Here is a 25,895-nt window from a genome sequence, read left to right as displayed (position 1 = left end):
AATAGAAGTCGCATAACGAGCCTCTCGCTGAGGATGGTCATATTGGTTTTGTGGATGGATACCTTTTATCCATGGCGAAACGTAGTTCTTTAGTCGGTAGCGATAGTTCTGGGGTGCTGCTCGCCGTATACGGCGAGCAGCATCTACTATCTCATGGTCGTGTTTTGGCCTTGATGTCCAACGTATTCGGTGTGCCATAGGCACCGCAGCCGTTACGGGTCGACGAGGCTCCGTAGCAGTTGTGTACGGTAGCCGTGCCGCCGAACATGTTGAGCCATTCCTTGACCTTGGTGCTGCCAGTGCCGACTTGGTCGTGCGTGGCTGGGTTTCCACCAATGATTGAGCCGACAAAGTCGTCGCGGTGGTTCTGCAGGCTGACAGTGTCCTGAGCACCGCCACTGAGCTGGTAGAGCAGGCTGGCAGCTTTTTCAGCGTTGTAAGCAGGCCCGAAGAACTTCAAGTATGTCTCGCTCAATGTGCCCTCCGTGGCATTGCCATTCTTGAGAGCTTCCAACGCGTTTCCGACTGTCATCGAACCACGGCTGTGGGCGTCCAGCTCCAAGCCTTGCGAGCCATAATGCCTGAGCAAATCGGTAATCTCTGCGGTGGATCTGCTCAGGCCCCAGAACTCGTTCTCCAGGTGTTTTTGATAGCCTGCCACCATCAGCTCGGCCACAGCATTAGTGGCTTGGGGGAAGGACACAATGTAGAGCGGTGCGGCACGACCCTCATTATGTTGAGCTGCGTAGCCGGCGGCGGCATTCTCGTCATTGAAGATGCCGTTGACACCAATACGAATCCGGCCGTCCGGACCAGCTTTGAGCGCGAGTTTCTCCTCATTGCTAAGCAGGCGTAGTACGGGCTTATCATTTTCCATCTTGACGCTGCCGTCTTCATTCAGCATCACCTCGTACATCGGGTGTTCCTTGACGAACATGGTGCGGTAGGCGTCGTCGCTGAACTTGAAGGCTTCCACTGCCACGGCATTCTTGATGATGCGTTCGGCCTCGGCCTGCTTTTCCAGCTCCTTGGGATCGAGGCGCTCTACACCAATGTGGCTACCCGCAACGTCACGGTTGAGGGTGGCGATGGCCTCTTCGGTACTCTTCCCGGTCTTGTCGAGCTGCCCCTGTTCGTCGCGAATCTCGATGGCACCCCCACTGACTGCCGCGAGCGTGCGTCCGCTGTCGCTTTCACGAGAGTCGCCCTTGTTCAGTGCTGTGCCGATGACCGCTTTGCTCAAGCCATATTTGCCTTGGGTGAGCATGTCGCTGCTGAGGTCGACGCCGCTGCTGCGGGCGCTGGCGCTGGCTCGATTCTCCAGGTCACTGGTGGTCAACGTGCCTGTCTGCAGACGATTGGCACCAGCATCGATGGCGGCTTGGTTGCTGGCGATGACCGCGCCCTTGAGGTCGGTATTGCCTTGTACTGCAAGATCGAAGCCGCCATCACCGGCACGGATGCCGCTCTGTTCGACCACGCTGGCGTAATCGCCATTGGCTTTGGATTTGGCCAGGCTCAGATTACCGCTCACGGGGGTGCCGACACAGAATGGCGGGATGCACAGGCTAATACCTGCACCTGTGTTCTTCTGCTGGCTGGCGTAGGTGCTGGTGTCCTGCAAGCTCTCGACCAGCAGGTCACCGCCTACTTGAGCTTTGACACTCTTACCGGCGACTTGGGCGCCGCGGATGCTGGTGTCGCCGCCACTGATCAGCAGAGCCGTATCTCCAGCGCTGACCAAGCTGTTGGTGTGGGTCAGATCGTCGCCGTCTGCCTGACCTCGGCCACGCGAAACGGCGGCATTGAAGCTCAGGCCGTTCTGCTGGCCGCCGAAGTTCAGGCCCACGCCGAGGCTGGCCGAGCGGCTGCTCTCGGTGCTGTGCTGAGTCAGCTGATTCTGTGCGGCGATGAGGTCGATGCGATTATCGGCGATCAGCGTGGCATCACGGCCGGCGACGATTTGGCTGCCACGCATCAGGATGTTGCTGTCCTCGCCCGTACCGGTAGCTACGAGGGTGACGTCACCACCGGCCTTGATGCTGGAGCCTGCCGCACTGTCAGCGGTGTAGGTGGTGTTGCTCTGACTGCTGCTACTGCCGATGGAGATGTTGATGCCGAAACCGCCGGCCTTGCTAGGGTCGCCCTCTTTGACTGCGGCTGAAATACCCGAGCCGGTATTGTAGGCGGTGAGCGCCGCCATGGCACCGCCAAGGGCTTTCATACGGTCATCCTGTACCTCCGAGGTGGCCTTGACCAAGCGATGGGTCGACTGCAGCGCGTTGATCACCGGCACGTTCAGGCCAACCGTCAAGCCGCTTTGCTTGAACTTGGTCTCCTGCTCCTGGCGACCGATCTGCCGAGCCTCCGTGATTGCGATCTGCTGGGCCAGTACGTTGACGTCGCCGGTTGGTGTCATGACGTGGCTACCGGACTGACGATAGCTGTTGCCAGCCTCGACAATCACGTTGCCAGCCGTACTGCCGAGCGTGCTGGCACGGGTGCTCTGGCCGTCGCTGCGGTCGCTGACGCTTTGCCGTTGGGTACCGATGGTCAGCGACAGGCCGCCGCTACTGAACAGCCCGCTCTTCTTCACCGATTGATCATGGCGTTCCTGGTTGTATTCACTGGCTGCTGCCAGGTCGACGTCGCGCCCTGCCTGCAGCTGGGTCTGGCGGCTGGAAACCAGGTCGCTGCCACGTATGCCGATGTCACGGTCGGCATTGAGGTAGAGCTGATCGGCGCTAAATGTGCTGCCTTGCGCCTGAGTGCGATCAACCGTGTCGCGCAGGGTCGTGGTCTTGCTGGAGAACATGCCGCTGCGCCCTTTGAAGCGATGTGCCTCGTCGGCGAACTGCTGTTGCTCGGACGCGTCGATACGGATGTCGCGACCTGCTTCGGCCAGCAGCATGCCCTGTTCGCTGCGCACAGTGGCACCTCGGGCATTGATATCCTGGCCGGCGCTCAGGAGCAGGTTGCCAGTGCCTTGTATCGTGCTGCCCACCTCCGTTTGGCTGGATTCGTCGCGCCAGTTGCTGTCGTTCCAGCGAACCGTTTGCTGGTGGCTTTGGTTGGCGGTGCCCAGGCTGATATCGCGCCCAGCCTCCAGCCGGGTGACTCCGTCCTGGCCGGCGTTGAGCAACTGTGCAGCGTTCAGGTTGATATCATTGTCAGCGCTCACCTGCAGGGTGCCAGCGTCACCAGTGACAAACAGCCCAGCGACACGCGAGAGGCTGGTACGGGCGCCTTGCTCGCTACTGCTGTCCTGGGTCACTGCATTCAGGTTGACGTCGTTACCGGCCTGAACCAGCAAGCTTTCACGCGCACCGATAACGCCGCCGGTGTTATTAAGATCGTCACGTGCGATCAGTGCCGCGCGGTCTGCCTGAATCCGCCCACCCAGGTTGTCGATGTTCTGCGCATTGATCGCCATGATGCTGCGCCCGCCGATGCTGCCGCTGTTGAGCAGGTCGCCGGAGAGGTCGAGCTTGAGCTGCTGGCCGGCGATCAGCGCACCGTTGCCGTTGAGGTCGCCGTCGCGCACCCGTACGTAGACCTGGGGTACCAAGACCTTGCGTGATTCGCCATTGGCCAGGGTCACCGAGCGTTCCACCAGCCACACCACGTCGCTGGTCAACTGCGCCATCTGTTCGGCGGTCAGGGCCACGCCGGGTACCAGGTTCCATTCGCTGGCCAGGGTGACGGCGTTGTCGATCAAGGCGCGGTATTGCGCTTCGTCGTCGGCATAACCATCGAGGAAGCGCCGCCCGGTGAGTTGGGCGATCTGCTCGCGAATCAGCTTCTGCTCGTAGAAACCATCGCCCAGGCGCTGCTGGGTCAGGGCCGGATCCACGCTCAAGCGCTGCAGCATGTAGTCCGATGACAACCACTGGCGGTAGCTGGCGAAGCGCGGGTCGGTTTCGATCAGGTAGCCGCGGGTGCCCTCCGGGTTGGTCTGGAACAGGTTGTTGCTCGGCAGATTAAGGTTGAGGCCGCCGCTGCGTACTAGGTCGGCGATACCCTGGCCGTCGTTGAGCAGCACCTCGACGCCTGGGTCGACCTGGGCGCTCTGGTGGGCAGCCAGTTGGGTATTGCTGCCGCTTACTGCCGTTTGGCCGCGGAACTCGGTGGGCGAGATGTCGATGTCCTGGATCAGTGGCGCCGGGGTATAGGCGGTGACGTTGGTGCCCTGGCGATCGCGGCCTTTTCGCTGGATGCGGTAGAAGTTGGTGGCGGTGCCGGCGTCGCTGGTAACGCGTTGGCCGTCCGCCTCGACGTTGGTCACCTCGGTGGCGCCAACCTGCAGCAAGCCACCGGCGATGATGCGGCTTTTGTCGTTGAGCACGCTGTCGCCGCTGAACGACAGGTTGCCGCCAGCCAGGATCTGACCGGGGGCCGAGCTGAGCACACGGGTTTCGGTGATGGTCCGTTCGTAGTCGTAGCGGTTGAAGTTGTCGCGTCGGCCATCGGGTGTGGTGAGGTGGTCGACCTCGTCGTTGTGCACGGAAACCTGATCGGGACGGTAGCGATTTGGCGAGCCGCTGATCTGGTATTCCTGCAGTTGCTCGCGGCTGACCTCCACCTGTGCAATGCTGAAATGCTCATTGGTGTTGCGCAGCTCGCGCACGGCCAGGTCGAGGTGGCCGAGTGACTCGATGGTGGCGCTGGCATTGCTCAGCAGGTCGGCGCGGCCGCTGGCGCGGTCGTTCGCATCCAGCGCACCGCCGATGGCCAGGTCGCCAGCGCTGAAGATCAGCGCCTGTTCGCGGTTCTCCAGGGTCTGGACGCCGATGTCCAGGCGTTCGCGGGCGGCCAGGGTGGCAGCGCGGTCTCCTTCGTCGCGGTTGGACAGCAGGCGGCTGGTGATGGCCAGGCGATCGCCGTAGAGCTGGCCGGTGCCGAGGTTGTGCACTTCATCAGCCTGAACGCGTACCTGCTGGCCATCGACCAGGCCGCGGTTGAGCAACTGCCCGGTGACGCGCAGATCCACCTGGTTGGCGCTCAGCTCGGCACCGCTGGCATTGTTCAGTGCAGCGCTGCGTAGCAGCAGGGATTGTCCGGCCTGCAGTTGGCCGGTGTTGTTCAGGGTACCGCCAGCCTCGATGTCCAGCTTGCCGTTGGCCTGCAACCGGCCGGCGAGGCTCGCGTCGCCTTGCTGGCGCAGCAGCAGATCACCCAGGCTCAGTGCGCGACCGTTGCCGCGCAGGTAGGCGGTATTGAGCGAGAGCAGGCGCCCGGCGAGCAGTTCGCCGCCGTCGTTGAGCAGCTCCTGGGTCGTCAGCCTGACCTCCCCGTTGCTGGCGATGCTGCCGCCGCTGTTGTCGAGGCGCTGGGCACCGCGCACCTCCAGTAAACCACCATCAGTGGCGAGGAGGGTGCCGTTACGGTTATCCAGCTCACGGCTGTCGACCAGTATCTGGCGACCCTGGGTATGGCCGTTATCGAGTACCGCCTGCTGTGCGGTCATATGCAGCTCGCCATTGCTCAGCAGCGTACCGCTCGTGCTGTCGACGCGTTGCGCGTTCAGCTCCAGACGGCCATTGCCGGCATGCTCGACCTTGCCGCTCCGGTTGTTCAGGGTCTGCGCTTCGAGGCTGAGTGCCTGGGCGTTGCTGGCGATGCGCCCGGCGCTGTTGTCGAGGCTGTCGGTGGCCTTCAGCGTGCTGGCCGTGGTGCCGGTCTGCAGCAGCTCGCCGCCGACGTTGGACAGGTGCCTGGCGCTCAGCGTCAGGTGCTCGGCGCTGACCTTGGCGGCATCGCTGCGCAGGGTGCCGCTCGCGTTGGCCTGGAGGGTGCCGGTGCTGTCGACCTGGCTGGCGCTCAGGTCGATGTCGCCGTTGCGGGCCTTCAGGCTGAGGTCTGCGGAGCGAGTGCGACTGTGGCTCAGGTCGAGGCTATCGGCCTCGATCTCGAGCTTGCCGCTGGCATGGTTCTGGCCGTTGGCAGCGACTTGACGGGCCTTGATTTGCAGATCGGCGGCGGCGCCGGAGTTGCCCTGGGCGTCGATGCCTGCGGCCAGTAGGGAGTCGCCCGTGCTACGCACACGGTCTGCCTCCAGGCTTGTCTTGCCCTGAGCGGCCACCACGCCAGTGTTGTCGATAGTGGTTTGGCTGGTCAGGCGCATGTCGCCCTTGGCGTACAGGCTGCCGCTATTGTCGATCGCCTGGTTGCTGGCCACCTGAGTATCACCGCTGCTGCTGATGGCGCCCAGGTTCTGCAGCTTGCCGTCTGCGCCGATCACCACGTCGCCGGCCATGGCACCGATCTGCCCGGCATTGCGTACGCCAACCCCTGACTCGGTGCCCACCAGTTTGATCTTGCCGGCGTACATGCCGCCCAGCTGGGCGACGTCGATGGCCACCTCTGGCTTGTCACTGCCATCATCGGCAAGGGCGCTGGCCTGGGTGTTGTCGGCGTTGACCTGGTTGCGCCCGGCAGTGACCTTGAGGTCCTTGGCCCAGATACCGGCATTGACCTCCACGCTGCGCGCGATCAGGTCGGTGTAGTCGCTGTCGCGGCTATCCAGGCCCCGACCGGTGATGTTCAGGGTGCCGCCCTCGACCTTGTAGCCGGTGATGCGGCCATCCTCCATCTGCACGCGGCCAGTGGTCAGGGTGGAACGGTCGGCGTTGATGAAGCCGCAGCCATCGCAGGTGATCCCGGCAGGGTTGGCGATGACCACCTCCGCGCGGCCGCCCGCCACTTCAACGTAGCCGCGCAACTGGCTTGGGTTGCTGGCATTGACCTCGTTGAGGATCACCCGGGCGCTACCGCTGAGGTTGGGGTTGCCCTCGATCCAGCCACCGAGCTGGGTCTGGCTGTTGGTGGGGGAGTTGTTGAGGATCGCGCCGCGGCCATCCACGTCGAACTGACTGTAGTTGTTGCGTGAAACCCCTGCGGCGCTGGGCGCGGCGATGTTCACCTGCGGCGTGCCATTGGCACTCTCCATCACGTTGGGCCGCTGGCCGCCAGGCGCGTTGGGATCGGCGACGATACCATTGGCCCAGGCGGGTACGGCCGCGAGGCTGATCAGGCCCAGCGCGCCCATCAGGGAGAAACGCAAGGGCGCCAGGGTCGCTACACAGCTGCCACTGGCGCCGCTCGCTTCGCGTGTACCGGGCGCCTTGCCCTGGCTGCTGACGTTCTCCGCCACCACCACGAGCAGGCCGCGTGCCTTGTTGAAGATGACTCGATGCAGGTGCTTGTTCATGTGCAATTCCCTTTGCGGTACCGGACCGCAGCTAACGTTCTGGGGTCAGGCCTCGGTAGCCAGTGGATGGGCGGCGAACCAGGCCTTGGCCTGTTCCGGGATCACGCCGATGCCGTGAAAGGTCTTGACCTTCAAGCCCCGTGTTTCGCCACGGTGGTAAAGCGCCCGGGCGCAACTGTTGGGGAACACGCGGCTGAGCAGCAGGCGGCTGAGTACGGCGGTATGGCCGAAGGGCGCGACCCAGTCGTTGACCCACAGGCGGTCGCCGCTGCACCAGTCGGCTTCGTTCATTTCGATCGGCGAGTGGGTCAGGTAACGACGTTCGGCCGTCTCGTCCAGGCTCAGCCAGGCCAGGTAAAAAACCGGTTTGCCGTTTTCGCTGCCGAGCACGAACTGGCGATGTTTGAGGGCCGGCAACAGCAGCCTCGACAGGCTGTGCAGGGGCGCATCGCGGTGGGCCTCGGAGTTCATCCACAACCAGGTGGCGGCGCCCAGAACATTGGCCTCGTTCCATGGCTCGTCGAAGACGGCCGGGGCGGTGATGTCGAAAGTATCGAAGCGCATGGGCGATCCTCAGAACGACAGGACGACGGTGAAGGCACTGGTGAAGTCGGCGGTCTCGAAGCCGTCGGGTTTCTTCAGCGGTGTGCCCCAGGACCAGTCGTAAGAAAGATTGCGATACGACCCGCGCAGGCCGACCACGGCACCGGCCAGGCGCCGGCCGATCAGGTAGTCGGCGGAGTTGCCGCCGACCTCGCCATAGTCCACGCCGGCATACAGTTCTTGCCCACTGGTGCCCAGCGCGAGGCCCAGCTCATTGCTCAGGGTCCAGCCACGGTCAGCCGAGAGGATGTTTTCACCGTCGAAGCCCCGTACCGTGTAGCGCCCGCCTATGCTGAAGCGGTCCTGCGGTACCAGGTTGGTGCGATTCCACTGCGCGCGCCAGGCGCCGATATAGCGCAGGCGCTGGTTGTAGGCATTGAAAGGGATTTGCCATTGCGCGTCGGCCTGGATGATTTTCGAGCGTGAGGTGCCATCGTCGATGTTCTCCTCGATCGCTTTCAGGGCATCGTGCGCACCGGTGCCCCGGCGGTAGCTCAACCCCAGATCGAGCGTGGCCGGGCCGATGAACTCGCGGTGGCCGATACCCGCCTGCCAGCCGGCCATGCGCCGACGTTGTTGCTCGATTTCGGCGTCATCGATGAAATTATCCGAGCTGCGCGTCCACAGGCTGCCCCACAGGCTGGTCTTGCGCACCGCGTCGCGGTACACCAGACGCGAGAGGCGCATCTCGTTGTTACGGCTCTCGCCTCGATACTGGAAATCTTCGAGCGCACCGGCAACCGTCTGGTGGTAGTCGTATTCGCTGCTGGTAAACGCCAGTTGCCAATAACCGTAGGGCACCGAGTAATGCAGCGTATGGCCCTTCGAGCCGCGGTCGCCATCCTCGCCACCGCCCAGGTCATGGTTGAAGCTGGCGTAGAACAGGTCGTTGAGGGTCAGCGGATTGTCCAGCGACAGTGCCACGCTGCCCTGATACTTGCCGGTGCTTTTACTGCCGCCGTTGTCCACCGACAGGCTCAGGCGTGCCGGGAAGCGCTGACGCCAGGCGATCACCACATCGCTTTCGCCCGGCCCGGCGTTGCTGGCGGCGGCCGGCACGATACGGATATCGGCTTCCACGGTCGGAACGCGTTTGAAGTTCTCCAGGGCCTGTTCGATGTCACGCAGGTTGAGCAGGTCGCCGGGGCTCGCTGGCAGTGCATTGAAGGCATTGGCGCGGCGGCTGGTTTGCGCGTCGAAGCGGATGTCGCTGATGCGGCCTGGCAGCAGGGTCAATGTCAGCACGCCGCTGTTCAGATCCTGCGCACCAGCCAGTACGCGGGTGGTGACATAGCCTTTGGTGATGATCGCATTCTGGATGCGCTTCATCGTCAGGTTGATGCCGCGCGAGCCCAGGCAACGGCCTATAGCGCGATCTTCCTGGGGATTCGCCGCCTGTAGGGCCCATTGAAATCGCTCAGCCGACTCGCCCACCAGCTCGATCCTATCGATGGGGAAGCAGGGCGTTTCCTCGCGTGGCAGGGTTGCCGGTCCCTCGTCCTGAGGCAGCGCTTCGAGGCGTACGTCTGGCCGTGCCTCCAGTTGATCGCGTAGCACACGATCACGCTCGCGCTGGCGCAACAGCTCTTCTTCAGGAGTGGCTGCGTTCGCGATCTGCACCGTTGCAACGGCGGTTAGCAACAGCCAGGAGAGCGTACGGCGAGCGCTGGCGAGGGACGTTAGGCGAAATGGGGCACGACACGAAACGGGTAACTGCATGGCACATCCTTGTGGGCCGACAACGGAACGATGAGGCAGACGAGCCTGCCGTGGCTGATTGGCCGCTTCGCTTGGCTCGATGTCTGCTGAGATAGACCGAGAAAAGAAAAGTTGCGCACTGGCCATGCAGTTCGTCGGGTAAGGGGAACCATCCTGTGAACCAGCTCGCTCTTTTCAGGTGGTTTCGCTAGTGGTGCCGAGTGGCGTCGCCGCTCAGAGAATCGGCGAGATCAGCCGCGCTACGCGCATGCCCAGTTGCTGAAGTCGATGCACTTCGCGGCGGTCAGCGCCGATCAGTTCGCGGGACTGGCTGAAGTCTTCCAGTAACATCGCTTCGACCTGACGGGCGAATTCGGGATCGACGGTGACCAGGGTGATTTCGAAGTTGAGGCGGAACGAGCGGTTGTCGAGGTTGGCGCTGCCGACCACGCCGATGTCGCCATCGATCAGCGCGACCTTCTGGTGCAGGAAGCCCGGCAAGTAACGGAAGATCCGTACGCCGGCGCGCAGGGCTTCCAGGGCGAACAGGTTGGAGGCGGCGTAGACGATGCGATGGTCGGGGCGCGAGGGCAGCAGGATGCGCACGTCCACGCCGCGCAGCACGGCCAGGCGCAGGGCGGCGAACAGCGCCTCGTCGGGGATGAAGTAGGGGCTGGTCAGCCAGATGCGCTCGCGGGCGGCGTTGAGCATTTCCACGAACAGCAGCGAGCAGGTTTCCTGGGCATCGGCCGGGCCGCTGCTGATCACCTGGCAGAGCATGCCTTCGTCCGGGTAGCGCTCGGGCAGCAGCAGCGGTGGCAGCTTGCGGGTCGCCCAGAACCAGTCCTCGGCGAAGGATTCCTGCAAACACGCAACCGCCGGGCCGTGCACCTCGACGTGGGTATCGCGCCACGGCGACAGCCGCGGCTTTTCGCCCAGGTATTCGTCGCCGACGTTGTGCCCGCCGAGATAGCCGCGCTCGCCATCGACCACCACGATCTTGCGGTGGTTGCGGAAATTGAGCTGGAAGCGATTGAGCACACCACCGCCGGTGGGGAAGGCGTGCACGTGCACGCCGCCTTCGCGCAGGCGCTTGGTATAGCGGCGCGGCAGGGCGTGGCTGCCGACGGCGTCGTAGAGGAAATACACCTGCACGCCGGCCGCCGCGCGCTCGAGCAGAACCTCCTGCAGGCGGCGGCCGAGCTTGTCGTCGTGGACGATGAAGAACTGGATGAGGATCACCTGGCGTGCTTCGGCCAGCGTCTGGAAGATCGCCTCGAAGGTCGCCTTGCCATTGACCAACAGGCTGACCTGATTGCCGGCCAGGCAGGGCATACGCCCCAGGCGCGGCAGCGCGCGCAGCTGGCCGTAGGCTTCCGACTCGCCGGCGGCGATGGCTTCCTGCACCCACGGGCGCCAGTCCAGCGAAGCCATGGCCTTGTGCATCTGCTTGTCGACCACTCGGCGTGCGTCGATGTACGCATAGAACCGGCTGCGCCCGAAGATCACGTAGGGCAGCAGCGTCAGGTAGGGCATGAAGAACAGCGACAGCGCCCAGGCGATGGCGCCTTGGGCAGTGCGCACGGTGAGAATCGCATGCACGGCAGCCAGCGCACCCAGCGCGTGGATCGCTGCGATCAGATAGCCGAAGAAATGCTGGATGCCGAATTCCATGGTCGTTCGCTTGATGGCTGCCGTGCAGCATAGACCACGCTATCGATGGGACGTCACCGATAGAAATCGGCGTTCCACGTGAAACTTCCTGGCGCTGCTGCCTTGAGTCCCTGCGCGAATGAACGAAAGCCCCGCACGGTAGGCGCGGGGATTTTGACCGTCAGGCCCGTGCCAGCGCCGAGATCTGCTTGCGGCGGTAGACCGTATCGCGGCTCGACAGCAGCAAGTAAAGCGGCAGGGTAACGACGATCGCCACCAGCCACGACAGGTCGGCACCGTCGAGCTTACTGGCGATGGGGCCGGTGTAGATTGGCGTGACCGCGAACGGCAGTTGTACCAGGATGCCGATGGCGTAGGCGCTGACCGCGTTGGGGTTGAAACGCCCGTAGATGCCGCCCGTGGCGTCGAACAGCGAGGGAATGTGATAGCGCTGCTTCTGCACCAGGTAGAAGTCGGCCAGGTTGATCACCGCCCACGGCACCAGCACGATCATCATCGCCAGGATCAGTTGCATGAAGCGTGCGATGAAGTCCGCGGGCGCCATTACCGCGACCACGCAGCAGGCCACCAGCAGGATCGCGGAGAGCGCCACGCGGGCCTGGCGGCTCGGTGCCCAGTCGGCGGCGAAGGTCTGCACCGAGGTGATCAGCGCCAGCACCGCACCGTACAGGTTCAGGGCGTTGTGGCTGATGATGCTGAGGATGAACAACACCATCAGCACCGGCCCGAACACGCCGGTGCTCTGTTTCACCGCTTCCATGGTGTCCGTCTCGGCACTCACCGCCAGCGCCACCAGGGTGCCGAAGATGAAGCACAGCGAAGTGCCCAGCACGGCGCCGCAGTAGGTGGCGATGAAGGGCTTCCAGATGCCCACGTTGCGCGGCAGGTAGCGCGAGTAATCCGAGGTGTAGGGCGCGAAGGAGATCTGCCAGATGGCCCCCAGCGAGGCCATTGCCAGCCAGCCGGCCAGGTTGAAACCGCCGCGGCTGGCGAAATCCGCCGGCAGGCCGTTGGCGAACAGGGCGATGAAGCCCGCCACCAGGCCGATGCCCATCACCCAGGTGCCGATGCGGTTGAGGGTGTGGATGAAGTTGTAGCCCAGGATACCGATCAGCGTCGCGGCGCAGGCGCCGATCAGCACGGCGGCCGGCAGCGGCAGATCCGGCGCCACGGTGTGGATGGATTTGCCGGCCAGCACGCAATTGGAGATGAAGAAGCCGATGTACAGCACGGCGGCGATCACCACCACCAGCAGCGCGCCGTAGCGACCGAACTGGCCGCGGCTCTGCAGCATCTGCGGCAGGCCCATCTGCGGGCCCTGGGCCGAAGCCAGGCCAAGCACGATGCCGCCGAGCAGGTGGCCGACCAGGATGGCGCAGATCGCCCAGCCGATGCTCAGGTGGAACACCTGCACGGCCATGGCGCCGGTGACGATCGGCAGCGGTGCGATGTTGGTGCTGAACCAGAGGGTGAACAGGTCACGGACGCGGCCGTGACGATCGGCATCGGCCACCTGGCCGACGCTGTTGCTTTCGACGAGTTCTTGGGGAGCGTTGTTATGGGACATGTCGGGTTCTCCTGCGCAAAGCGGTAGCGGCACGCTGCGCGCGAGGCGGGCAGTGCCGGGTGGATGCGTGGGGTGTCGTGGCTGAGGTCAGCCGCGCTCGCTGCGGGCCGGGCCGCGGGCGAGGGAGAACGGGCAGGGGTGACGCGATGGGAAGGCACGCAACAACATGGGAAAAACCTACTTCTTGTCTTTATTCGGATAGCAGCGTTTTCGATCGTTGCAGCAGCCCGGCGCGGGCCGGGCTGTGCGGGGTGATGCTCAGCGGAAGGCTGGCACCACGTGCTGGATGAACAGCTCCAGGGACTTTTTCTTCTCGGCGTAGGGCAGGCTGTTGTCGGCCCAGAAGCTGAATTCGTCGACGCCCAGTTCCTGGTAGTGACGAATGCGCGCGATGATTTCCTCGGGTGTGCCGATCATGGTGTTCTTGCGGATGTTCTCCAGCTGGAACGCCGGCACTTCGGCGAACTTGGACTCCGGGCTCGGCTCCAGGAAGCCGTTGACCGGCGTGGTCTTGTTGCCGAACCAGGCATCGAAGGTGCGGTAGAAACGCGAGATGGCGGCGGCGCCGACCTTCCAGCCTTCGGGGTCGTCGGCTAGGTGCACGTGGGTGTGGCGCAGCACCATCAGTTGCGGACGCGGCGCGCCTGGGTTGTTGGCCAGGGCGGCGTTGAACTTGTCGTTCAGGTCGACCACTTCCTCGTCACCCTTCATCAGCGGCGTGACCATCACGTTGCAGCCATTGGCCACGGCGAAGTTGTGCGAGTCCGGGTCGCGGGCGGCGATCCACATCGGCGGCTGGGCGTTGTAAGGCTTCGGTACGCTGGTGGAGGTGGGAAACTTGTAGACCTCGCCGTCATGGGCGTAATCGCCTTCCCACAGCTTGCGCACCACCGGAACCATCTCGCGCAGCGCCTTGCCGCCGTCGGTGGCCGGCATGCCGCCGGCCATGCGGTCGAATTCGAACTGGTAGGCGCCCCGGGCCAGGCCCACTTCCATGCGCCCGTTGCTGATCACGTCGAGCAGGGCGCATTCACCGGCCACGCGGATCGGGTTCCAAAAGGGCGCGATGATGGTGCCGGCACCCAAGCGGATGGTGCTGGTGCGTGCGGCCAGGTAGGCCAGGATCGGCATCGGGCTCGGCGAGATGGTGTATTCCATGGCGTGGTGTTCGCCGATCCACACGGTGCTGAAGCCGCCGGCCTCGGCCAGCAGGGTGAGCTCGGTCAGTTGCTCGAAGAGCTCACGGTGGCCGACTTCCTGGTCGTAGCGTTCCATGTGGACGAACAAAGAGAATTTCATGTCGCTTTCCTCGATTTTTGTAAGGCCCCAGGGGCGCGAGGCGCTGTCGGGACTGGCCGCCTGCAGGATCAGGCGGCTCATGGTCTATGGTATACCATAATATAAAATACTTTGGCGAGTACCAGAGGCCCCTCTCGTCGAAAAGCGTCAGTTGCTGGCGGCCTGCCAGGCGTACCAGCGTTTGGCGATACGCTCGCCGTTCAGGCTCCAGTATTTGAAGTCGAGGGTGATCTGCCCGGTCTTGTGGGCGCCCGGCTGATTCTCCGCGAGCTTGGGATCGACCAGCGCCGAGGCGCCGAGGTTGACCGGCGCGTAGCCGGTCAGTGAGGAGAAGTCCGCCTGCGCCTTCGGACTGGTGGCGTGGGCGATGAACGCGCGTGCCGCCTCGGCGTTCGGTGCGCCGCGGGGAATGACCAGGAAATCGCCGGTCACCAGGTTCTGCTGCCAACTGATGCCCACCGGTGCGCCCCCATCACGCAGGGCATTGACCCGGCCGTTCCAGAACATGCCCAGGCCCGCCGCGCCACTCGACAGCAACTGCTGGGACTCGTCGCCGCTGCCCCACCAGGCGATGTCGGCCTTGATGCTGTCGAGCTTTTTGAAGGCGCGATCCAGATCCAGCGGGTACAGCTTGTCGGCGGCCACGCCGTCGGCGAGCAGGGCGATCTCCAGTACGCCAGGGCTCGGCCACTTGTACAAGGCGCGCTTGCCCGGATAAGCGCGGGTGTCGAACAGCGCCGCCCAATCCTGCGGCACGCTGGCGAGCACCTTGGTGTTGTAGCCGAGGATGAAGGAGAAATAGAACGAGCCAGCGCCGTAGATGGTGACGAAGCGCGGGTCGATGGTGCGTTTGGCGATCTGCTTGAAGTCCAAGGGCTCGAGCAGGCCTTCACGGCCGGCACGCAGAGCGAAGTCCGCCTCCACGTCGACCACGTCCCAGGTGACCTTGCCGCTTTCCACCATGGCCTTGAAGGCCGCGTAATCGGTAGGGCCGGCCTGCTCGACGCGGATGCCGGTCTGCTGGGTGAAGGGCTCGCTCCAGGCGCGGGTCTGCGCGGCCTGGGTGCTGCCGCCCCAGCTGACGAAGGTGAGGCTCTGCTCGGCGTGAGCGGTGGAAAACAGCTGCAGCCCCAGCAGCATGGCCAGCAATGTGCGCATGGAAATCCCTCCCGAACGATTGAAGATGCCCTTGGCGGTCGACCGGCAGAGCTGCAGTGGTCATGCGCCGTGCTGGCACATTGCAAGATGCGCTCCAGAGTGCCCGGTGCGCTGCAGCGGGCGCCGCCAGTGGTGTCTGCCGGGCGCGCAGGTGTCGTGTGGGAAAAGCGGTACCACTTGCCAGGGGCTGGCGTAACGCTCGAGGGGGCTTTCAGCGCTCCAGTGTGGGAGCGATGCACGGCGCGCTGCTACAGGATCGTGAGAGATCCTCGCACCTGTAGGAGCCCCGACCCGGGGCAAAACGACTGTGGCCACCCTGCAAAAGCGGCGTCGTGACTGCCATTCGCCGCGAGGTCACGGCTCCCACAGGATCGTGAGAAGTCATCACACCCGTAGGAGCCCCGACCCGGGGCGAAGCGACTGTGGCCACCCTGCAAAAGCGGCGTCGTGACTGCCATTCGCCGCGAGGTCACGGCTCCCACAGGATCGTGAGAAGTCATCACACCCGTAGGGGGGCCGACCCGGGGCGAAGCGATCGTGGCCACCCTGCAAAAGCGGCGTCGTGACTGCCATTCGCCGCGAGGTCACGGCTCCCACAGGATCGTGAGAAGTCATCACACCCGTAGGAGCCCCGACCCGGGGCGAAGCGGTCGTGGCCATCCCGCAAAAGCGGCGTCGTGGCTGCCGTTCGCCGCGAGGTCGCGGCCACAGGATCGCGCGAGATCCTCACACCTGCGTTGGGCAGCGGCTCAATGCGCCCCGGCGCCCTTGCTCAGGTCGCTCTCGTTCCAGCTGTCGTACAGGCAGGCCTCGCTGGCTGCCCAGCGTACCTTCGCCTGGGCACCGGGTTGCAACGGTTGCAGGCCGCTGCCCATGGCTTTCAGGGTCAGGTGGCAGCCGCCTGGCGTGACCACGTGGCAGGTCAGGCTTTCACCGAGGAACACCACTTCGGCGACCTGCACGGCGATCTCGTTCCAGCCGGCCGGCAGCGGGCTTTGCGCAGCGACCTCCAGGGGTAGCACCTGGGCTTTTTCCGGGCGCAGCATCAGCAGCACGTCCTGGTCGTTCTTCAGGTTGGCGGTCGGAGTGATCGCCAGGCTCTGCTGCTCGAACTGCACGGCAGCCTGGCCGCTGACCTTGGCCCGCAGGAAGTTGGAGTTGCCCAGGAACGAGGCGACGAAGGCGTTCGGCGGGTTCTGGTAAAGGTCGTAGCCGGTGCCCAGGCCGACGATCTTGCCGTGGCTGAAGATGGCGATGCGCTGGGACAGACGCATGGCTTCTTCCTGGTCGTGGGTCACGTAGACGATGGTGATGCCCAGGCGGCGGTGCAGATGGCGCAGCTCGTCCTGCAAGTCCTCACGCAGCTTCTTGTCCAGGGCGCCGAGGGGTTCGTCCATCAGCAGGATGCGCGGCTCGTAGACCAGTGCCCGGGCGATGGCCACGCGCTGCTGCTGGCCGCCGGACATCTGCGACGGGCGACGGTGGGCGAAGGCCTCGAGTTGCACCAGCTTTAGCATGGCGTCGACCTTGCGCTTCTGCTCGTCGGCGCTGAGTTTGCGGATGCCCAAGGGAAAGGCGATGTTGTCGCGCACGTTGAGGTGTGGGAACAGCGAATAGCGCTGGAATACCATGCCGATATCGCGCTTGTGCGGCGGCACGTTGACCAGGGATTTGCCCTCCACGAGGATTTCCCCGGAGCTGGGCGTTTCGAAGCCGGCCAGCATCGACAGCGTGGTGCTCTTGCCCGAGCCGCTGGAGCCGAGGAAGGTGAGGAACTCGCCGTCCTGAATATCCAGGGAAATGTTGTCCACAGCGGTGAAATCACCGTAGTGCTTGTTCAGGTTGCGCAGGCTGACCAGGGTCTGGGGCGCCTGTTTTTGTTTGATGACGGCACTCATGGGGTTCTCCTCGGCGCTCAGCCTTTGGCTTCGGCGCGCCGGCGTGCAATGGCGGCGATGAACATGACCAGCAGGGAAAGGGCGATCAGCAGCGTCGAGGCGACGGCGATCACCGGGGTGAGATCCTGGCGCAGCGTCGTCCACATCTTCACCGGCAGCGTCTGCAGGCCGGGGCTGGCCATCATCACGCTGAGCACCACCTCGTCCCACGACACCAGAAAGGCGAACAGCCCGCCCGATACCAGGCCCGGGCGGATTGCCGGGAAGGTCACCTTGACGATGGCCTGCAGGCGGGTGGCGCCGCAGATCACCGCGGCATCCTCGATGGACTGATCGAACAGCTTCAGCGAGTTGATGATCGAGATGATGGTGAACGGCAGTGCGACGATCACGTGGCTGACCACGAAAGCGAACAGCGTTCCGGTGTAGCCGAGCTTGAGAAACAGCGCGTACACGGCTACGGCGATGATCACCAGCGGCACGATCATCGGCAGGGTGAACAGTGCGTACAGCAATTCACGGCCGGGAAACTTGCCGCGCACCAGGGCGAAGGCGCTGGGCAGGCCGATGGCCAGGGCGCACAGGGTGGTCAGCAGCGCGACCTTGAGGCTGACCAGTGCCGAATCCATCCACTGGGCGTTGGAGAAGAACTGCCCGTACCACTTGAGCGTCCAGCCCGGTGGCGGGAACACCAGCCACTGCGAGGAGCCGAACGACAGCAGCACGATGAACAGGATCGGCAGCAGCAGGAACACGGCGATCAGCGCGGTCGTCGCGGTCAGGCCGTAGCGCAGGCCACGACCCATGGCATTGGGTGACAGCAGCATGGCGGCTTACCTCGCAGTGCTGGATGCGACCGGTGATTCCGGTTGCAGCTTCAGGTAGACGTAGAACAGCACCAGGGTGATGAGGATCAGCAAGGCTGCTGCCGCACTGGCGATGCCCCAGTTGAGGAACGATTGCACCTGCTGGATGATGAACTCGGGGAGCATCATGTTCTGCGCGCCGCCCAGCAGCGCTGGCGTCACGTAGTAACCCAGGGACATCACGAAGACCATCAGCCCACCGCTGAAGATGCCCGGCCGGCACAGCGGAATGAACACCTTGAAGAAGTTGCGCCATGGGCTGGCGCCGCAGATCGAACCGGCCTGCAACACCATCGGGTCGATGGCGCTCATGGTCGCCTGCAGCGGCAGCACGATGAACGGGATCATGATGTAGCTCATGCCGATCACCACGCCGGTCAGGTTGTGCACCATCTCCAGCGGCTGATCGATGATGCCCAAACCCATCAGGAACTTGTTGACCACCCCCGAGGACTGGAGCAGCACCAGCCACGAGTAGGTGCGCGCCAGCAGGCTGGTCCACATCGACAGCAGCACGATGTTCAACAGCCAGCGGCCCCAGCCGCGCGGCCTCAGGGTGATCGCCCAGGCCAGGGGGAAGCCCAGCAGGAGGCTGATCACGGTCACCAGGCCGGCCACCGCGAAGGTGTTGAACAGCACCTTGGAGTAGGCCGAGTTGGCGAACAGTTGAGCGTAGTTGCCCAGGCCCGGCTCCGGTTCCAGCACGCCGCGCAGCAGCAGGCCGATCAGCGGCGCCAGGAAGAACAAACCGAGAAACAGCAGGGCCGGCAGCAGGTACGGGGCACCGCGCCAGCGCGCTGCCCGTTCCGGGTTGCCGTCAGCGTTGGCACACTGACGGTCTGCTGCACCGACCTCGGGGGTACGGAGCGCGGTCATCTCATTTCACCAGCCATTCGTTCCAGCGATTGGCGATTTCCGCGCCGTTCTTGGCCCAGTAGGCGTAGTCCAGAGTGATCTGGTCGGCCTCGTGGGCGGTCGGCAGGTTCTGCGCCAATACCGAATCGAGGCGTGCCACGCTGTCGAGGTTGACCGGCGCGTAGGCGGTCAGGTTGGAGAAGTCAGCCTGGCCCTTGGCGCTGCTGGAATGGGCCAGGAACTTCATGGCCGCTTCCTTGTTCTTGGCGCCCTTGGGCACGACCAGCATGTCGGCCATGACCAGGTTCTGCTTCCAGCTCGCCGCGACCGGCGCGCCATCTTCCTGCAGGGCGTGGATACGGCCGTTCCAGAACTGGCCCATGCTCGCCTCGCCGGAGGCCAGCAGCTGCTGCGACTGCGCGCCGCCGCCCCACCAGACGATGTCCTTCTTGATGGTGTCGAGTTTCTTGAAGGCGCGATCCAGGTCCAGCGGGTACAGCTTGTCCTTTTTTACGCCGTCGGCCAGCAGAGCCAGTTCCAGCACGCCGGGGCTCGGCCATTTGTACAGGGCACGTTTGCCGGGGTAGGTGGCGGTGTCGAACAGCGCGCTCCAGTCTTCGGGCTTCTTGCCGCCGACCGCGCCCTCGTTGTAGCCGAGCACGAAGGAGAAGAAGAACGAACCGACGCCGTGGTCGTTGACGAAGCGCGGGTCGATGCGATCGCGCTTGATGACGTTGAAGTCCAATGGTTCGAGCAGGCCTTCGGCCGCGGCGCGCAGGGCGAAGTCGGCTTCCACGTCGACCACGTCCCACTGCACGTTGCCGCTCTCGACCATGGCCTTGAGCTTGCCGTAGTCGGTCGGGCCGTCCTGCACGACGGTGATTTTGGTGTCGCGGGTGAAGGGGTCGGCCCAGGCGGCTTTCTGCGCATCCTGGGTGGTACCGCCCCAGCTGACGAAGTTGACGGTTTCCGCCGAGGCGGTGGTCGTGATTGCAGCACTCAGGATGCTCGCGGCGAGCACCGAGGTAACACCTTTGATAAACACCATCTTGCTTGCCCTCTTTGTTGTGTTTGTGCGCAAGCGAGCGTTTGCCCGCTTAACCGGAGCAGTGGATCTTCAATGGCGGCCATCACCGGTGTTTCAGTCGGGGCGACCCGTGCGGGACACGCGATAAACTGGCTGGCCTTAGGGATATCATATTATGGTATTCCAAACTTTCCGCAAGCGATTTGCCATGCCTCTTGCGGGGTTCGTACGACCGGCTGTCCGTCACTCGAACGGTACGGTCTCCACCACTTCCAGCTCGTAACCAGCCAGGCCCGCGTACTTGAGCGGTGGGCCGAGGTGGCGCAGCTTGCCGACACCTAGATCCTGAAGGATCTGCGCCCCGGTACCGACCTCGGAATACACCCGCGGCTGGCCCCGGTTGAAAGGCCGTTGCGGCTGGGTCAGCTGCGGTACGCGTTCGAGCAGAGCCTGCGACGACTCGTGGTTGGCGAGCACCACGACGACGCCCTTGCCGTCGGCGGCGATGCGTTCCAGGGCGGCCCATAGCGTCCAGCTGCGCGGCCCGGAGTACTCGGCGCCGACCAGGTCGCGCAGCGGATCGATGGCGTGCACGCGCGCCAGGGTCGGTTCGTCATGGCGGATGTCGCCCATCACCATGGCCATGTGCACGCCGCCAGCGATTCGGTCCTCATAGGTGATCAGGCGGAACTCGCCGTGCACGGTAGGCAATGCGCGCTCGCCGATGCGTGTGACGGTGTGCTCGGTACTCAGGCGGTACTGAATGAGGTCGGCGATGGTGCCGATCTTGATGTCGTGCAGCGCGGCGAAGGCTTCCAGGTCGGGGCGGCGGGCCATGCTGCCGTCCTCGTTCATCACCTCGACGATCACTGCGGCAGGCGTCACGCCGGCCAGCCGGGCCAGGTCGCAGCCGGCTTCGGTGTGCCCGGCGCGGGTCAGCACGCCGCCCTCCTTGGCGCGCAGCGGAAAGATGTGGCCCGGCTGCACCAGGTCGCTGGGCTTGGCGTCGGCGGCCACGGCGGTCAGCACCGTGTGGGCCCGGTCGGCAGCAGAAATGCCGGTGGTGATGCCGCTGGCGGCTTCGATGGAAACGGTGAAAGCGGTGGAAAATACGCTACCGTTGCTGGGCACCATTTGCTCCAGGCCGAGGCGCTGGCAGTGCTCGTCGGTCAGGGTCAGGCAGATCAGGCCGCGGGCTTCGCGGGCCATGAAGTTGATCGCCTGGGGCGTGCAGAATTCGGCAGCGAGCAGCAGGTCGCCCTCGTTCTCGCGGTCTTCGTCGTCCACCAGCAGGACCATCTTGCCCTGGCGAAAGTCATCGATGAGTTCACGGATGGGATGGAAGGGCATGGCGGTTCTCGCAGGTCGGATTATTTCGAATTATGGTATACCGTAATACGTAATCAGATTAAAGGAGTCAGCCTATGAAGGGTTACTGGATCGCTCACGTGGACGTCACCGACCCCGCGCGCTATAGCGAATACACCAAACGCGCCCCGGCCGTGTTCGCCGAATTCGGCGGTAAGTTCCTGGCCCGCGGCGGCCGCTCCGAGGCGCAGGAAGGCCGCGATACGCCTCAGCGTAGCGTGGTAATCGAGTTCGAGTCATACGAGCAGGCGGTGGCCTGCTACCGCTCTGCGGCCTACCAGGAGGCGAGCAGCTACCGGGCCGGCGCCGCACGTTCGGAGGTGATCATCGTCGAGGGTATGGCGCCCTGACCCGGCAGGGCTGAGCCAGCGAGGCACGCCTTCGATCAGGTGAATGCCGACCGGGGCGGGCCTGCGTCAGCCAATGGCCTGTTCGGCCAGAAAGGCGTCGAGCTCGCTGGCCTGCGGGCAGGTTGCCGGGCCATGGCGAGTGACCGCGATGGCGGCCGCGGCATTGGCGCGTGCGGCGGCGGCTGGCTCGGGTAATCCGGCGGCCAGGCTGGCCAGGAATACGCCGATATGGGCATCGCCAGCGCCGTTGGTGTCCACCGCCTCTACGGCAAAGCCCGGTATCTGCAGGCGCCAGTCGCCACGGGCCAGCCAACAGCCCTGCGGGCCGTCGCGCAGAATCACCAGGGCACCCTCCGGCAGCCGCGCCGTGAGGCGCTCAAGGGCCTGCTCCATGTCGTCGGCAGCGGTGAACTGCAGGGCTTCCTCTCGATTGCTGCTCCAGATCGCCAGGCGCTCCAGCAACTGTTCGGCGCCCTGGATATCGGGGTTGCAGGCCAGCGGACCGGGATCGAACACCAGAGCGCCGGCCACGCCGCCCTGCTGCAGCCAAGCCAGCAGCGGGGCCGCCTTGCCGGCATGCAGCAGGCTGTAGCCGCTGACCATCACCCAGTCTGTGACCGTGGCGGTTTCGTGCTGCAGGTCCTCGGCGTGCAGCACGCCCTCGGCGCCGACATGGGTGACGAACGAGCGCTCGGCGCTGGCGTCGGTCAGGGCGACGCACAGCCCGGTATCGCCATCGGCACTTGGCGGCAGGCGGCACTCGATGCCTTGCGCCTGCAAGGCCTGGCGTGCCATGTCACCGAAGCGGCCAATACCATGGCGGCCCAGGTAACAGGTACTCAGTCCGTTGCGCGCGGCAGCGGCCATGACGTTGAAGCCGCCGCCCACTGCGAAGGCCGCACTGCTGGCCAGCACATCCTGGCCGGCAGCGGGCAGGGCGCTGACGTTCATCACCAGGTCGACGACCACCTGGCCGGTGTACAGCAATCTAGCGGCCATGGGCGGCCTCGTGGGGCGCGGCGGCGCGGCGGTCACGGCAGCCGCCGAGCAGCGCATACAGGCCACCGGCGACGACGAAGGTGACGATCCAGCCCAGGCCGTTCTGGCCGAACCAGGAGTCGGCCAACCAGCCGTGGAACAGCACGTTGCCCGCGCCGATCTTCACCGTGGTGAAGCTGAAGCCCAGCACGATTGCCACCGCCCAGGCGCCCAGGGCACGCCACTCCACGCCGCCGGCGTACCAGTAGGCACTGCTCGGGCTGACGTTCATCAGGTCGGCCGCCTCGTAACGCTGACGGTGGCGCAGGTCGACCAGGAAGATGCCTACCCAGGCGGTGATCGGCACAGCCAACATGGAGATGAAGGTGATGAACGGGCCGTAGAAGCTCTCGGCGATCAGCATGAAGTAGATCGAGCCGATGAAGATCGCCACGATGTCGACCACTACGGCGTAGACCCGCTTGACCTTGAGGCCGAGAGTCAGGGTGGTCAGGCCCGCGGAATACACCGACAGGTTGTTGGACAGCAGCAGGCCGCCGAACGCGGTGATCAGGTAGGGTACGGCCATCCAGGTCGGCAGCAGTTCGCGAATCGCCACGATGGGGTCGGTCGCCGAGGCCAGGTGATCGTTGCCCACCGAAATCAGGCCGCCCAAGGTGATCAGCAGCACCAGCGGAATGCCCGCGCCGAAGGCGGCGGAAGCCACCAGCCCGGCCGCCCGCACGCTCTTGTGCTGGTAGCGCGACATGTCGGCGCCGGCATTGGCCCAGCCGATACCGGTACCGGCCGCCATGGTGCCGATGCCGATCAGCACGGCGGACATTGGCGCTGGCGTGGCCGCCCATACCAGGGCCCAGTCGATGTGCAGGGCGAGAAAGCCGCCCACCACCAGGTTCAGCGCGCCGAACACCCAGGTGGCCCATTTCTGGATCACCAGCAGCGTGGCATGGCCGAGGCCGGAGACGCACAGGGTCAGCAGCACGAACAGGCCGATGAACAGCAGGGTCAGAAAGGGCGCCGACTTGGCCTCAACCGGCGTGCCCTGGACGATCGACACCAGCGACAGCAGCACGAAGGCCGCCGTGGTGGTGTTGACCGTCTCCCAGCCCAGGCGCGAGCCGAGCGACACCAGGGTCGGGCCGATATTGCCGCGCATGCCGAAGATCGCCCGCGACAGCGTCAGGCTTGGCGCGCGCCCCCGGCGACCGGCGATCGACAACAGGCCGACGATGGCGAAGGAGCCGCCGGCGCCGAGGATGGCGACCACCAGCGCCTGCCAGATCGACAGGCCCTGGAAGGCGATCAGGGTGGCGCCCAGCGGCAGGCCGAGAATGCTGATGTTGGCTGCGAACCAGACCCAGAACAGCTGCAACGGGTGGCCGTTGCATTCATGTTCGGGCACCGGCTCGATGCCGCGGGTTTCCAGCTGGCCCACCTGTTCGGATGCACGCATGGCATGACTCCTGCGATAGTTCGTTGTTGTTGGCAGGGCTGGGTGAGCGCAGGGGCGGCCACCCAGGGGTTCAGATCGTTCGCAAGGCCAGCAGCCGGTCGGTCAGCGGCGCCAGGTCGATCTGGCTCACCGCGCAGACCTGTGCCAGCGCTTCGCTCGGCCACGCGCCCAGGCCATGGGTCGCGCCGAGCATGGCGCCGAGTACCGCGGCGATGGTGTCGGTGTCGCCACCCAGGCTAGCGGCCATGCACAGGGCCTCATAGGGCGTCAGTTGGCCGTTGGCGACCGCGCGCGCCAGGGCGAACGCGGCGACCACGGACTCCTGGGACGCCACCGAGGTGCCGATCACCTCGTAGATCAGGTCGGCCAAAGCGTCAGGGCTGGCGGCGTCGCAGAGCCGCGCGGTCCACTCGATGCGTGCCGCGATGTCGCCGCCGGCCACCCAATGGCCGAGTCGCTGGCCTTGCCGGGCCGCCGCGACTCCGTTGTCCAGGGCGCTGGCCAGGCCGTCGCCATTGATGCCTGCCGACACCACCGCCGCCACTGCAGCGGCGCTGGCGATACCCAGGCCGGTGTTGTGGGTCACTTGGCAGGCCTGCAGCACCTGCGTCATGAAGTGCTCGGGGTCACGCACGTCGGCGGCGATACCCACTGGCGTGATGCGCATCGCCGCGCCGTTGGTAGTGCCGAAGCGCCCGGCCTGTTCCGGGCTGGCGCCGGCGAGAATCATCTCGATGGCGCGCTTGGTCGACGGGCCGAGCAAGTCCTGCGAACCCTTGGCGCGCATGGCCGCTTCCCAGTCGATCAGGCGCTGCGCCAGGTCGGTCGCTGCGATGCGGCCTTGGCCCTCGACCAGCAGCTCGCCAACCAGAATCGCCTGCTCGGTATCGTCGGTGATCGCGCCGGCCGGCATGTTCGGGGCGATGGGTTGGTCGGCGTCGGCATCGATCAGGCCGTCGATACGGCCATAGCGTGCGCGAATCTGTTCGCGGGACAGCGACTGGGTCGGCATGCCGAGCGCATCGCCCAGTGCCAATCCGTGGAAAGCGCCGAGCGCGCGGTCTCGCGCGGTGGAAAGCTGGTTCACTGGGCGTCCCCGAATTCGAGATGGAGTTGAAAGTGCAGCGGGTCGAGGTAGCTCTCGACGCGCTCCATGAAGCGCCCGCGGCTGTCGAAGGTTTCCCTGACTACCCTGAGGAATACGCTGCCCGGCGCGCGTTGCAGCTGGTTGGCGGCATCGATGTCGAGCGGCGCGGCACCGATCCACTGCTTGCCCTGCCCGGCGCGGTAGCCGTGGGCGGCCAGTGTGGCGGTCAGTGAGTTCTCGAGCAGGCCCTCCTCGGCGAGGTTTTCCAGGCCATCGCAGGCTGGAATCAGCGCACGCTCGAGCGACACCAGGCTGCCATCGGCAGCCCGTCGGCGACGTTCGACGAGCATGAAGCGTGCGCGGCCGAATCGCTCGGCGAACTCGTCGTGCTCCACACTGGCAATGCTCAGCAGCTCGGTCTGGACCTGCACGCCACCGGCGGCGAGGGCCTGCGCCCAGCCGCCACCCTGATGCAGGGGCACGCCGTCATAGGTGACCACCGAGCCGACGCCCGGCTGTGTGCCGATGTAGTTGCGCCGCTTGAGCTCGGAAAGCGCCTCGCGCAGCGTGCCGCGGCTGACGTCGAAGGCCGCTGCCAGCTCGTGTTCACCGGGCAGCCGCTCGCCAGCGCCGAGCTCGCCTTGCTCGATGCGTTTGGCCAAGGCGTGAACCACACGGGTTTTCTTGTCGAATCGAACCTGTCTAATCATGTACAAATTAGTACCCCCAGAACGCTTCGCTCGCAAGTGCTTTTCGGCAGACGGTGCGTTTCGGGCTGTACTG

General features: G+C 64.9%; 17 protein-coding genes. 1 reads left to right on the top strand and 16 read right to left on the bottom strand.

Features of this window, described 5'->3' with window-relative positions:
- Positions 1-151 precede the first annotated feature (151 nt).
- From BVH01_RS24060 to ribBA, 12 genes are all read right to left on the bottom strand, one after another.
- On the bottom strand, positions 152-7,210 hold the full coding sequence (locus BVH01_RS24060) for a hemagglutinin repeat-containing protein (protein WP_083659416.1): 7,059 nt from the start codon (positions 7,208-7,210) through the stop codon (positions 152-154).
- 45 nt (positions 7,211-7,255) lie between these two features.
- Positions 7,256-7,774: a toxin-activating lysine-acyltransferase gene (locus BVH01_RS03325; protein WP_075928953.1), complete on the bottom strand. Its 519-nt coding sequence runs from the start codon at positions 7,772-7,774 to the stop codon at positions 7,256-7,258.
- A gap of 9 nt (positions 7,775-7,783) precedes the next feature.
- Complete coding sequence (locus BVH01_RS03320) at positions 7,784-9,433, bottom strand: ShlB/FhaC/HecB family hemolysin secretion/activation protein (protein ID WP_075928952.1); 1,650 nt, start codon at positions 9,431-9,433, stop codon at positions 7,784-7,786.
- A gap of 312 nt (positions 9,434-9,745) precedes the next feature.
- Positions 9,746-11,185, bottom strand: a complete 1,440-nt coding sequence (gene cls / locus BVH01_RS03315; RefSeq protein ID WP_075928951.1) for a cardiolipin synthase — start codon at positions 11,183-11,185, stop codon at positions 9,746-9,748.
- Positions 11,186-11,345: 160 nt separating this feature from the next.
- Positions 11,346-12,752 carry a cytosine permease gene (locus BVH01_RS03310; RefSeq protein WP_075928950.1) on the bottom strand — a complete coding sequence of 469 codons (1,407 nt, stop codon included), beginning with the start codon at positions 12,750-12,752 and terminating at the stop codon, positions 11,346-11,348.
- 258 nt (positions 12,753-13,010) lie between these two features.
- Positions 13,011-14,051: an LLM class flavin-dependent oxidoreductase gene (locus BVH01_RS03305; RefSeq protein ID WP_075929139.1), complete on the bottom strand. Its 1,041-nt coding sequence runs from the start codon at positions 14,049-14,051 to the stop codon at positions 13,011-13,013.
- A 147-nt stretch (positions 14,052-14,198) separates the two neighbouring features.
- Positions 14,199-15,209: an ABC transporter substrate-binding protein gene (locus tag BVH01_RS03300; protein ID WP_075928949.1), complete on the bottom strand. Its 1,011-nt coding sequence runs from the start codon at positions 15,207-15,209 to the stop codon at positions 14,199-14,201.
- Positions 15,210-15,958: 749 nt separating this feature from the next.
- Positions 15,959-17,107: an ABC transporter ATP-binding protein gene (locus BVH01_RS03295; protein ID WP_075928948.1), complete on the bottom strand. Its 1,149-nt coding sequence runs from the start codon at positions 17,105-17,107 to the stop codon at positions 15,959-15,961.
- A gap of 17 nt (positions 17,108-17,124) precedes the next feature.
- Positions 17,125-17,934, bottom strand: a complete 810-nt coding sequence (locus tag BVH01_RS03290; protein ID WP_075928947.1) for an ABC transporter permease — start codon at positions 17,932-17,934, stop codon at positions 17,125-17,127.
- A gap of 6 nt (positions 17,935-17,940) precedes the next feature.
- Entirely contained in the window at positions 17,941-18,849 is a 909-nt protein-coding gene (locus BVH01_RS03285; RefSeq protein WP_075928946.1) for an ABC transporter permease, read from the bottom strand.
- Position 18,850: 1 nt separating this feature from the next.
- Complete coding sequence (locus BVH01_RS03280; RefSeq protein WP_075928945.1) at positions 18,851-19,876, bottom strand: ABC transporter substrate-binding protein; 1,026 nt, start codon at positions 19,874-19,876, stop codon at positions 18,851-18,853.
- A gap of 222 nt (positions 19,877-20,098) precedes the next feature.
- Positions 20,099-21,205 (bottom strand): bifunctional 3,4-dihydroxy-2-butanone-4-phosphate synthase/GTP cyclohydrolase II, encoded by a 1,107-nt coding sequence (ribBA, locus tag BVH01_RS03275; RefSeq protein ID WP_075928944.1) that lies wholly within the window; start codon positions 21,203-21,205, stop codon positions 20,099-20,101.
- A 74-nt stretch (positions 21,206-21,279) separates the two neighbouring features.
- Here ribBA and BVH01_RS03270 point away from each other — a divergent pair, with 74 nt between their 5' ends.
- Positions 21,280-21,573 carry a DUF1330 domain-containing protein gene (locus tag BVH01_RS03270; RefSeq protein ID WP_075928943.1) on the top strand — a complete coding sequence of 98 codons (294 nt, stop codon included), beginning with the start codon at positions 21,280-21,282 and terminating at the stop codon, positions 21,571-21,573.
- Positions 21,574-21,639: 66 nt separating this feature from the next.
- On the opposite strand, the gene BVH01_RS03265 is transcribed toward BVH01_RS03270, so the two are convergent.
- The 4 genes from BVH01_RS03265 to BVH01_RS03250 form a co-directional block, all read right to left on the bottom strand.
- A complete protein-coding gene (locus BVH01_RS03265) occupies positions 21,640-22,572 on the bottom strand; it encodes a PfkB family carbohydrate kinase (RefSeq protein ID WP_075928942.1) in 933 nt (310 codons plus the stop codon).
- Positions 22,562-24,025, bottom strand: coding sequence for a cytosine permease (locus BVH01_RS03260; RefSeq protein ID WP_075928941.1), 1,464 nt, complete (start codon positions 24,023-24,025; stop codon positions 22,562-22,564). Before BVH01_RS03260 ends, BVH01_RS03265 begins: the two co-directional genes overlap by 11 nt.
- A gap of 70 nt (positions 24,026-24,095) precedes the next feature.
- Positions 24,096-25,112 carry an ADP-ribosylglycohydrolase family protein gene (locus tag BVH01_RS03255; protein ID WP_075928940.1) on the bottom strand — a complete coding sequence of 339 codons (1,017 nt, stop codon included), beginning with the start codon at positions 25,110-25,112 and terminating at the stop codon, positions 24,096-24,098.
- A complete protein-coding gene (locus BVH01_RS03250; RefSeq protein ID WP_075928939.1) occupies positions 25,109-25,822 on the bottom strand; it encodes a GntR family transcriptional regulator in 714 nt (237 codons plus the stop codon). Before BVH01_RS03250 ends, BVH01_RS03255 begins: the two co-directional genes overlap by 4 nt.
- Between the last annotated feature and the right edge of the window lie 73 nt (positions 25,823-25,895).

It is taken from the genome of Pseudomonas sp. PA1(2017), assembly GCF_001945375.1.
In the GTDB taxonomy this organism is placed as follows: domain Bacteria; phylum Pseudomonadota; class Gammaproteobacteria; order Pseudomonadales; family Pseudomonadaceae; genus Aquipseudomonas.
Note: the sequence above shows the minus strand (reverse complement) of the source record. Positions and strands in the feature narration are given on the sequence as shown.

Bases quoted from the DNA above. Each gene is read 5' to 3' on its own strand.
- BVH01_RS24060 (WP_083659416.1), bottom strand. From the start codon at position 7,210: ATGAACAAGCACCTGCATCGAGTCATCTTCAACAAGGCACGCGGCCTG.
- BVH01_RS03325 (WP_075928953.1), bottom strand. From the start codon at position 7,774: ATGCGCTTCGATACTTTCGACATCACCGCCCCGGCCGTCTTCGACGAG.
- cls (WP_075928951.1), bottom strand. From the start codon at position 11,185: ATGGAATTCGGCATCCAGCATTTCTTCGGCTATCTGATCGCAGCGATC.
- BVH01_RS03310 (WP_075928950.1), bottom strand. From the start codon at position 12,752: ATGTCCCATAACAACGCTCCCCAAGAACTCGTCGAAAGCAACAGCGTC.
- BVH01_RS03305 (WP_075929139.1), bottom strand. From the start codon at position 14,051: ATGAAATTCTCTTTGTTCGTCCACATGGAACGCTACGACCAGGAAGTC.
- BVH01_RS03300 (WP_075928949.1), bottom strand. From the start codon at position 15,209: ATGCGCACATTGCTGGCCATGCTGCTGGGGCTGCAGCTGTTTTCCACC.
- BVH01_RS03295 (WP_075928948.1), bottom strand. From the start codon at position 17,107: ATGAGTGCCGTCATCAAACAAAAACAGGCGCCCCAGACCCTGGTCAGC.
- BVH01_RS03290 (WP_075928947.1), bottom strand. From the start codon at position 17,934: ATGCTGCTGTCACCCAATGCCATGGGTCGTGGCCTGCGCTACGGCCTG.
- BVH01_RS03285 (WP_075928946.1), bottom strand. From the start codon at position 18,849: ATGACCGCGCTCCGTACCCCCGAGGTCGGTGCAGCAGACCGTCAGTGT.
- BVH01_RS03280 (WP_075928945.1), bottom strand. From the start codon at position 19,876: ATGGTGTTTATCAAAGGTGTTACCTCGGTGCTCGCCGCGAGCATCCTG.
- ribBA (WP_075928944.1), bottom strand. From the start codon at position 21,205: ATGCCCTTCCATCCCATCCGTGAACTCATCGATGACTTTCGCCAGGGC.
- BVH01_RS03270 (WP_075928943.1), top strand. From the start codon at position 21,280: ATGAAGGGTTACTGGATCGCTCACGTGGACGTCACCGACCCCGCGCGC.
- BVH01_RS03265 (WP_075928942.1), bottom strand. From the start codon at position 22,572: ATGGCCGCTAGATTGCTGTACACCGGCCAGGTGGTCGTCGACCTGGTG.
- BVH01_RS03260 (WP_075928941.1), bottom strand. From the start codon at position 24,025: ATGCGTGCATCCGAACAGGTGGGCCAGCTGGAAACCCGCGGCATCGAG.
- BVH01_RS03250 (WP_075928939.1), bottom strand. From the start codon at position 25,822: ATGATTAGACAGGTTCGATTCGACAAGAAAACCCGTGTGGTTCACGCC.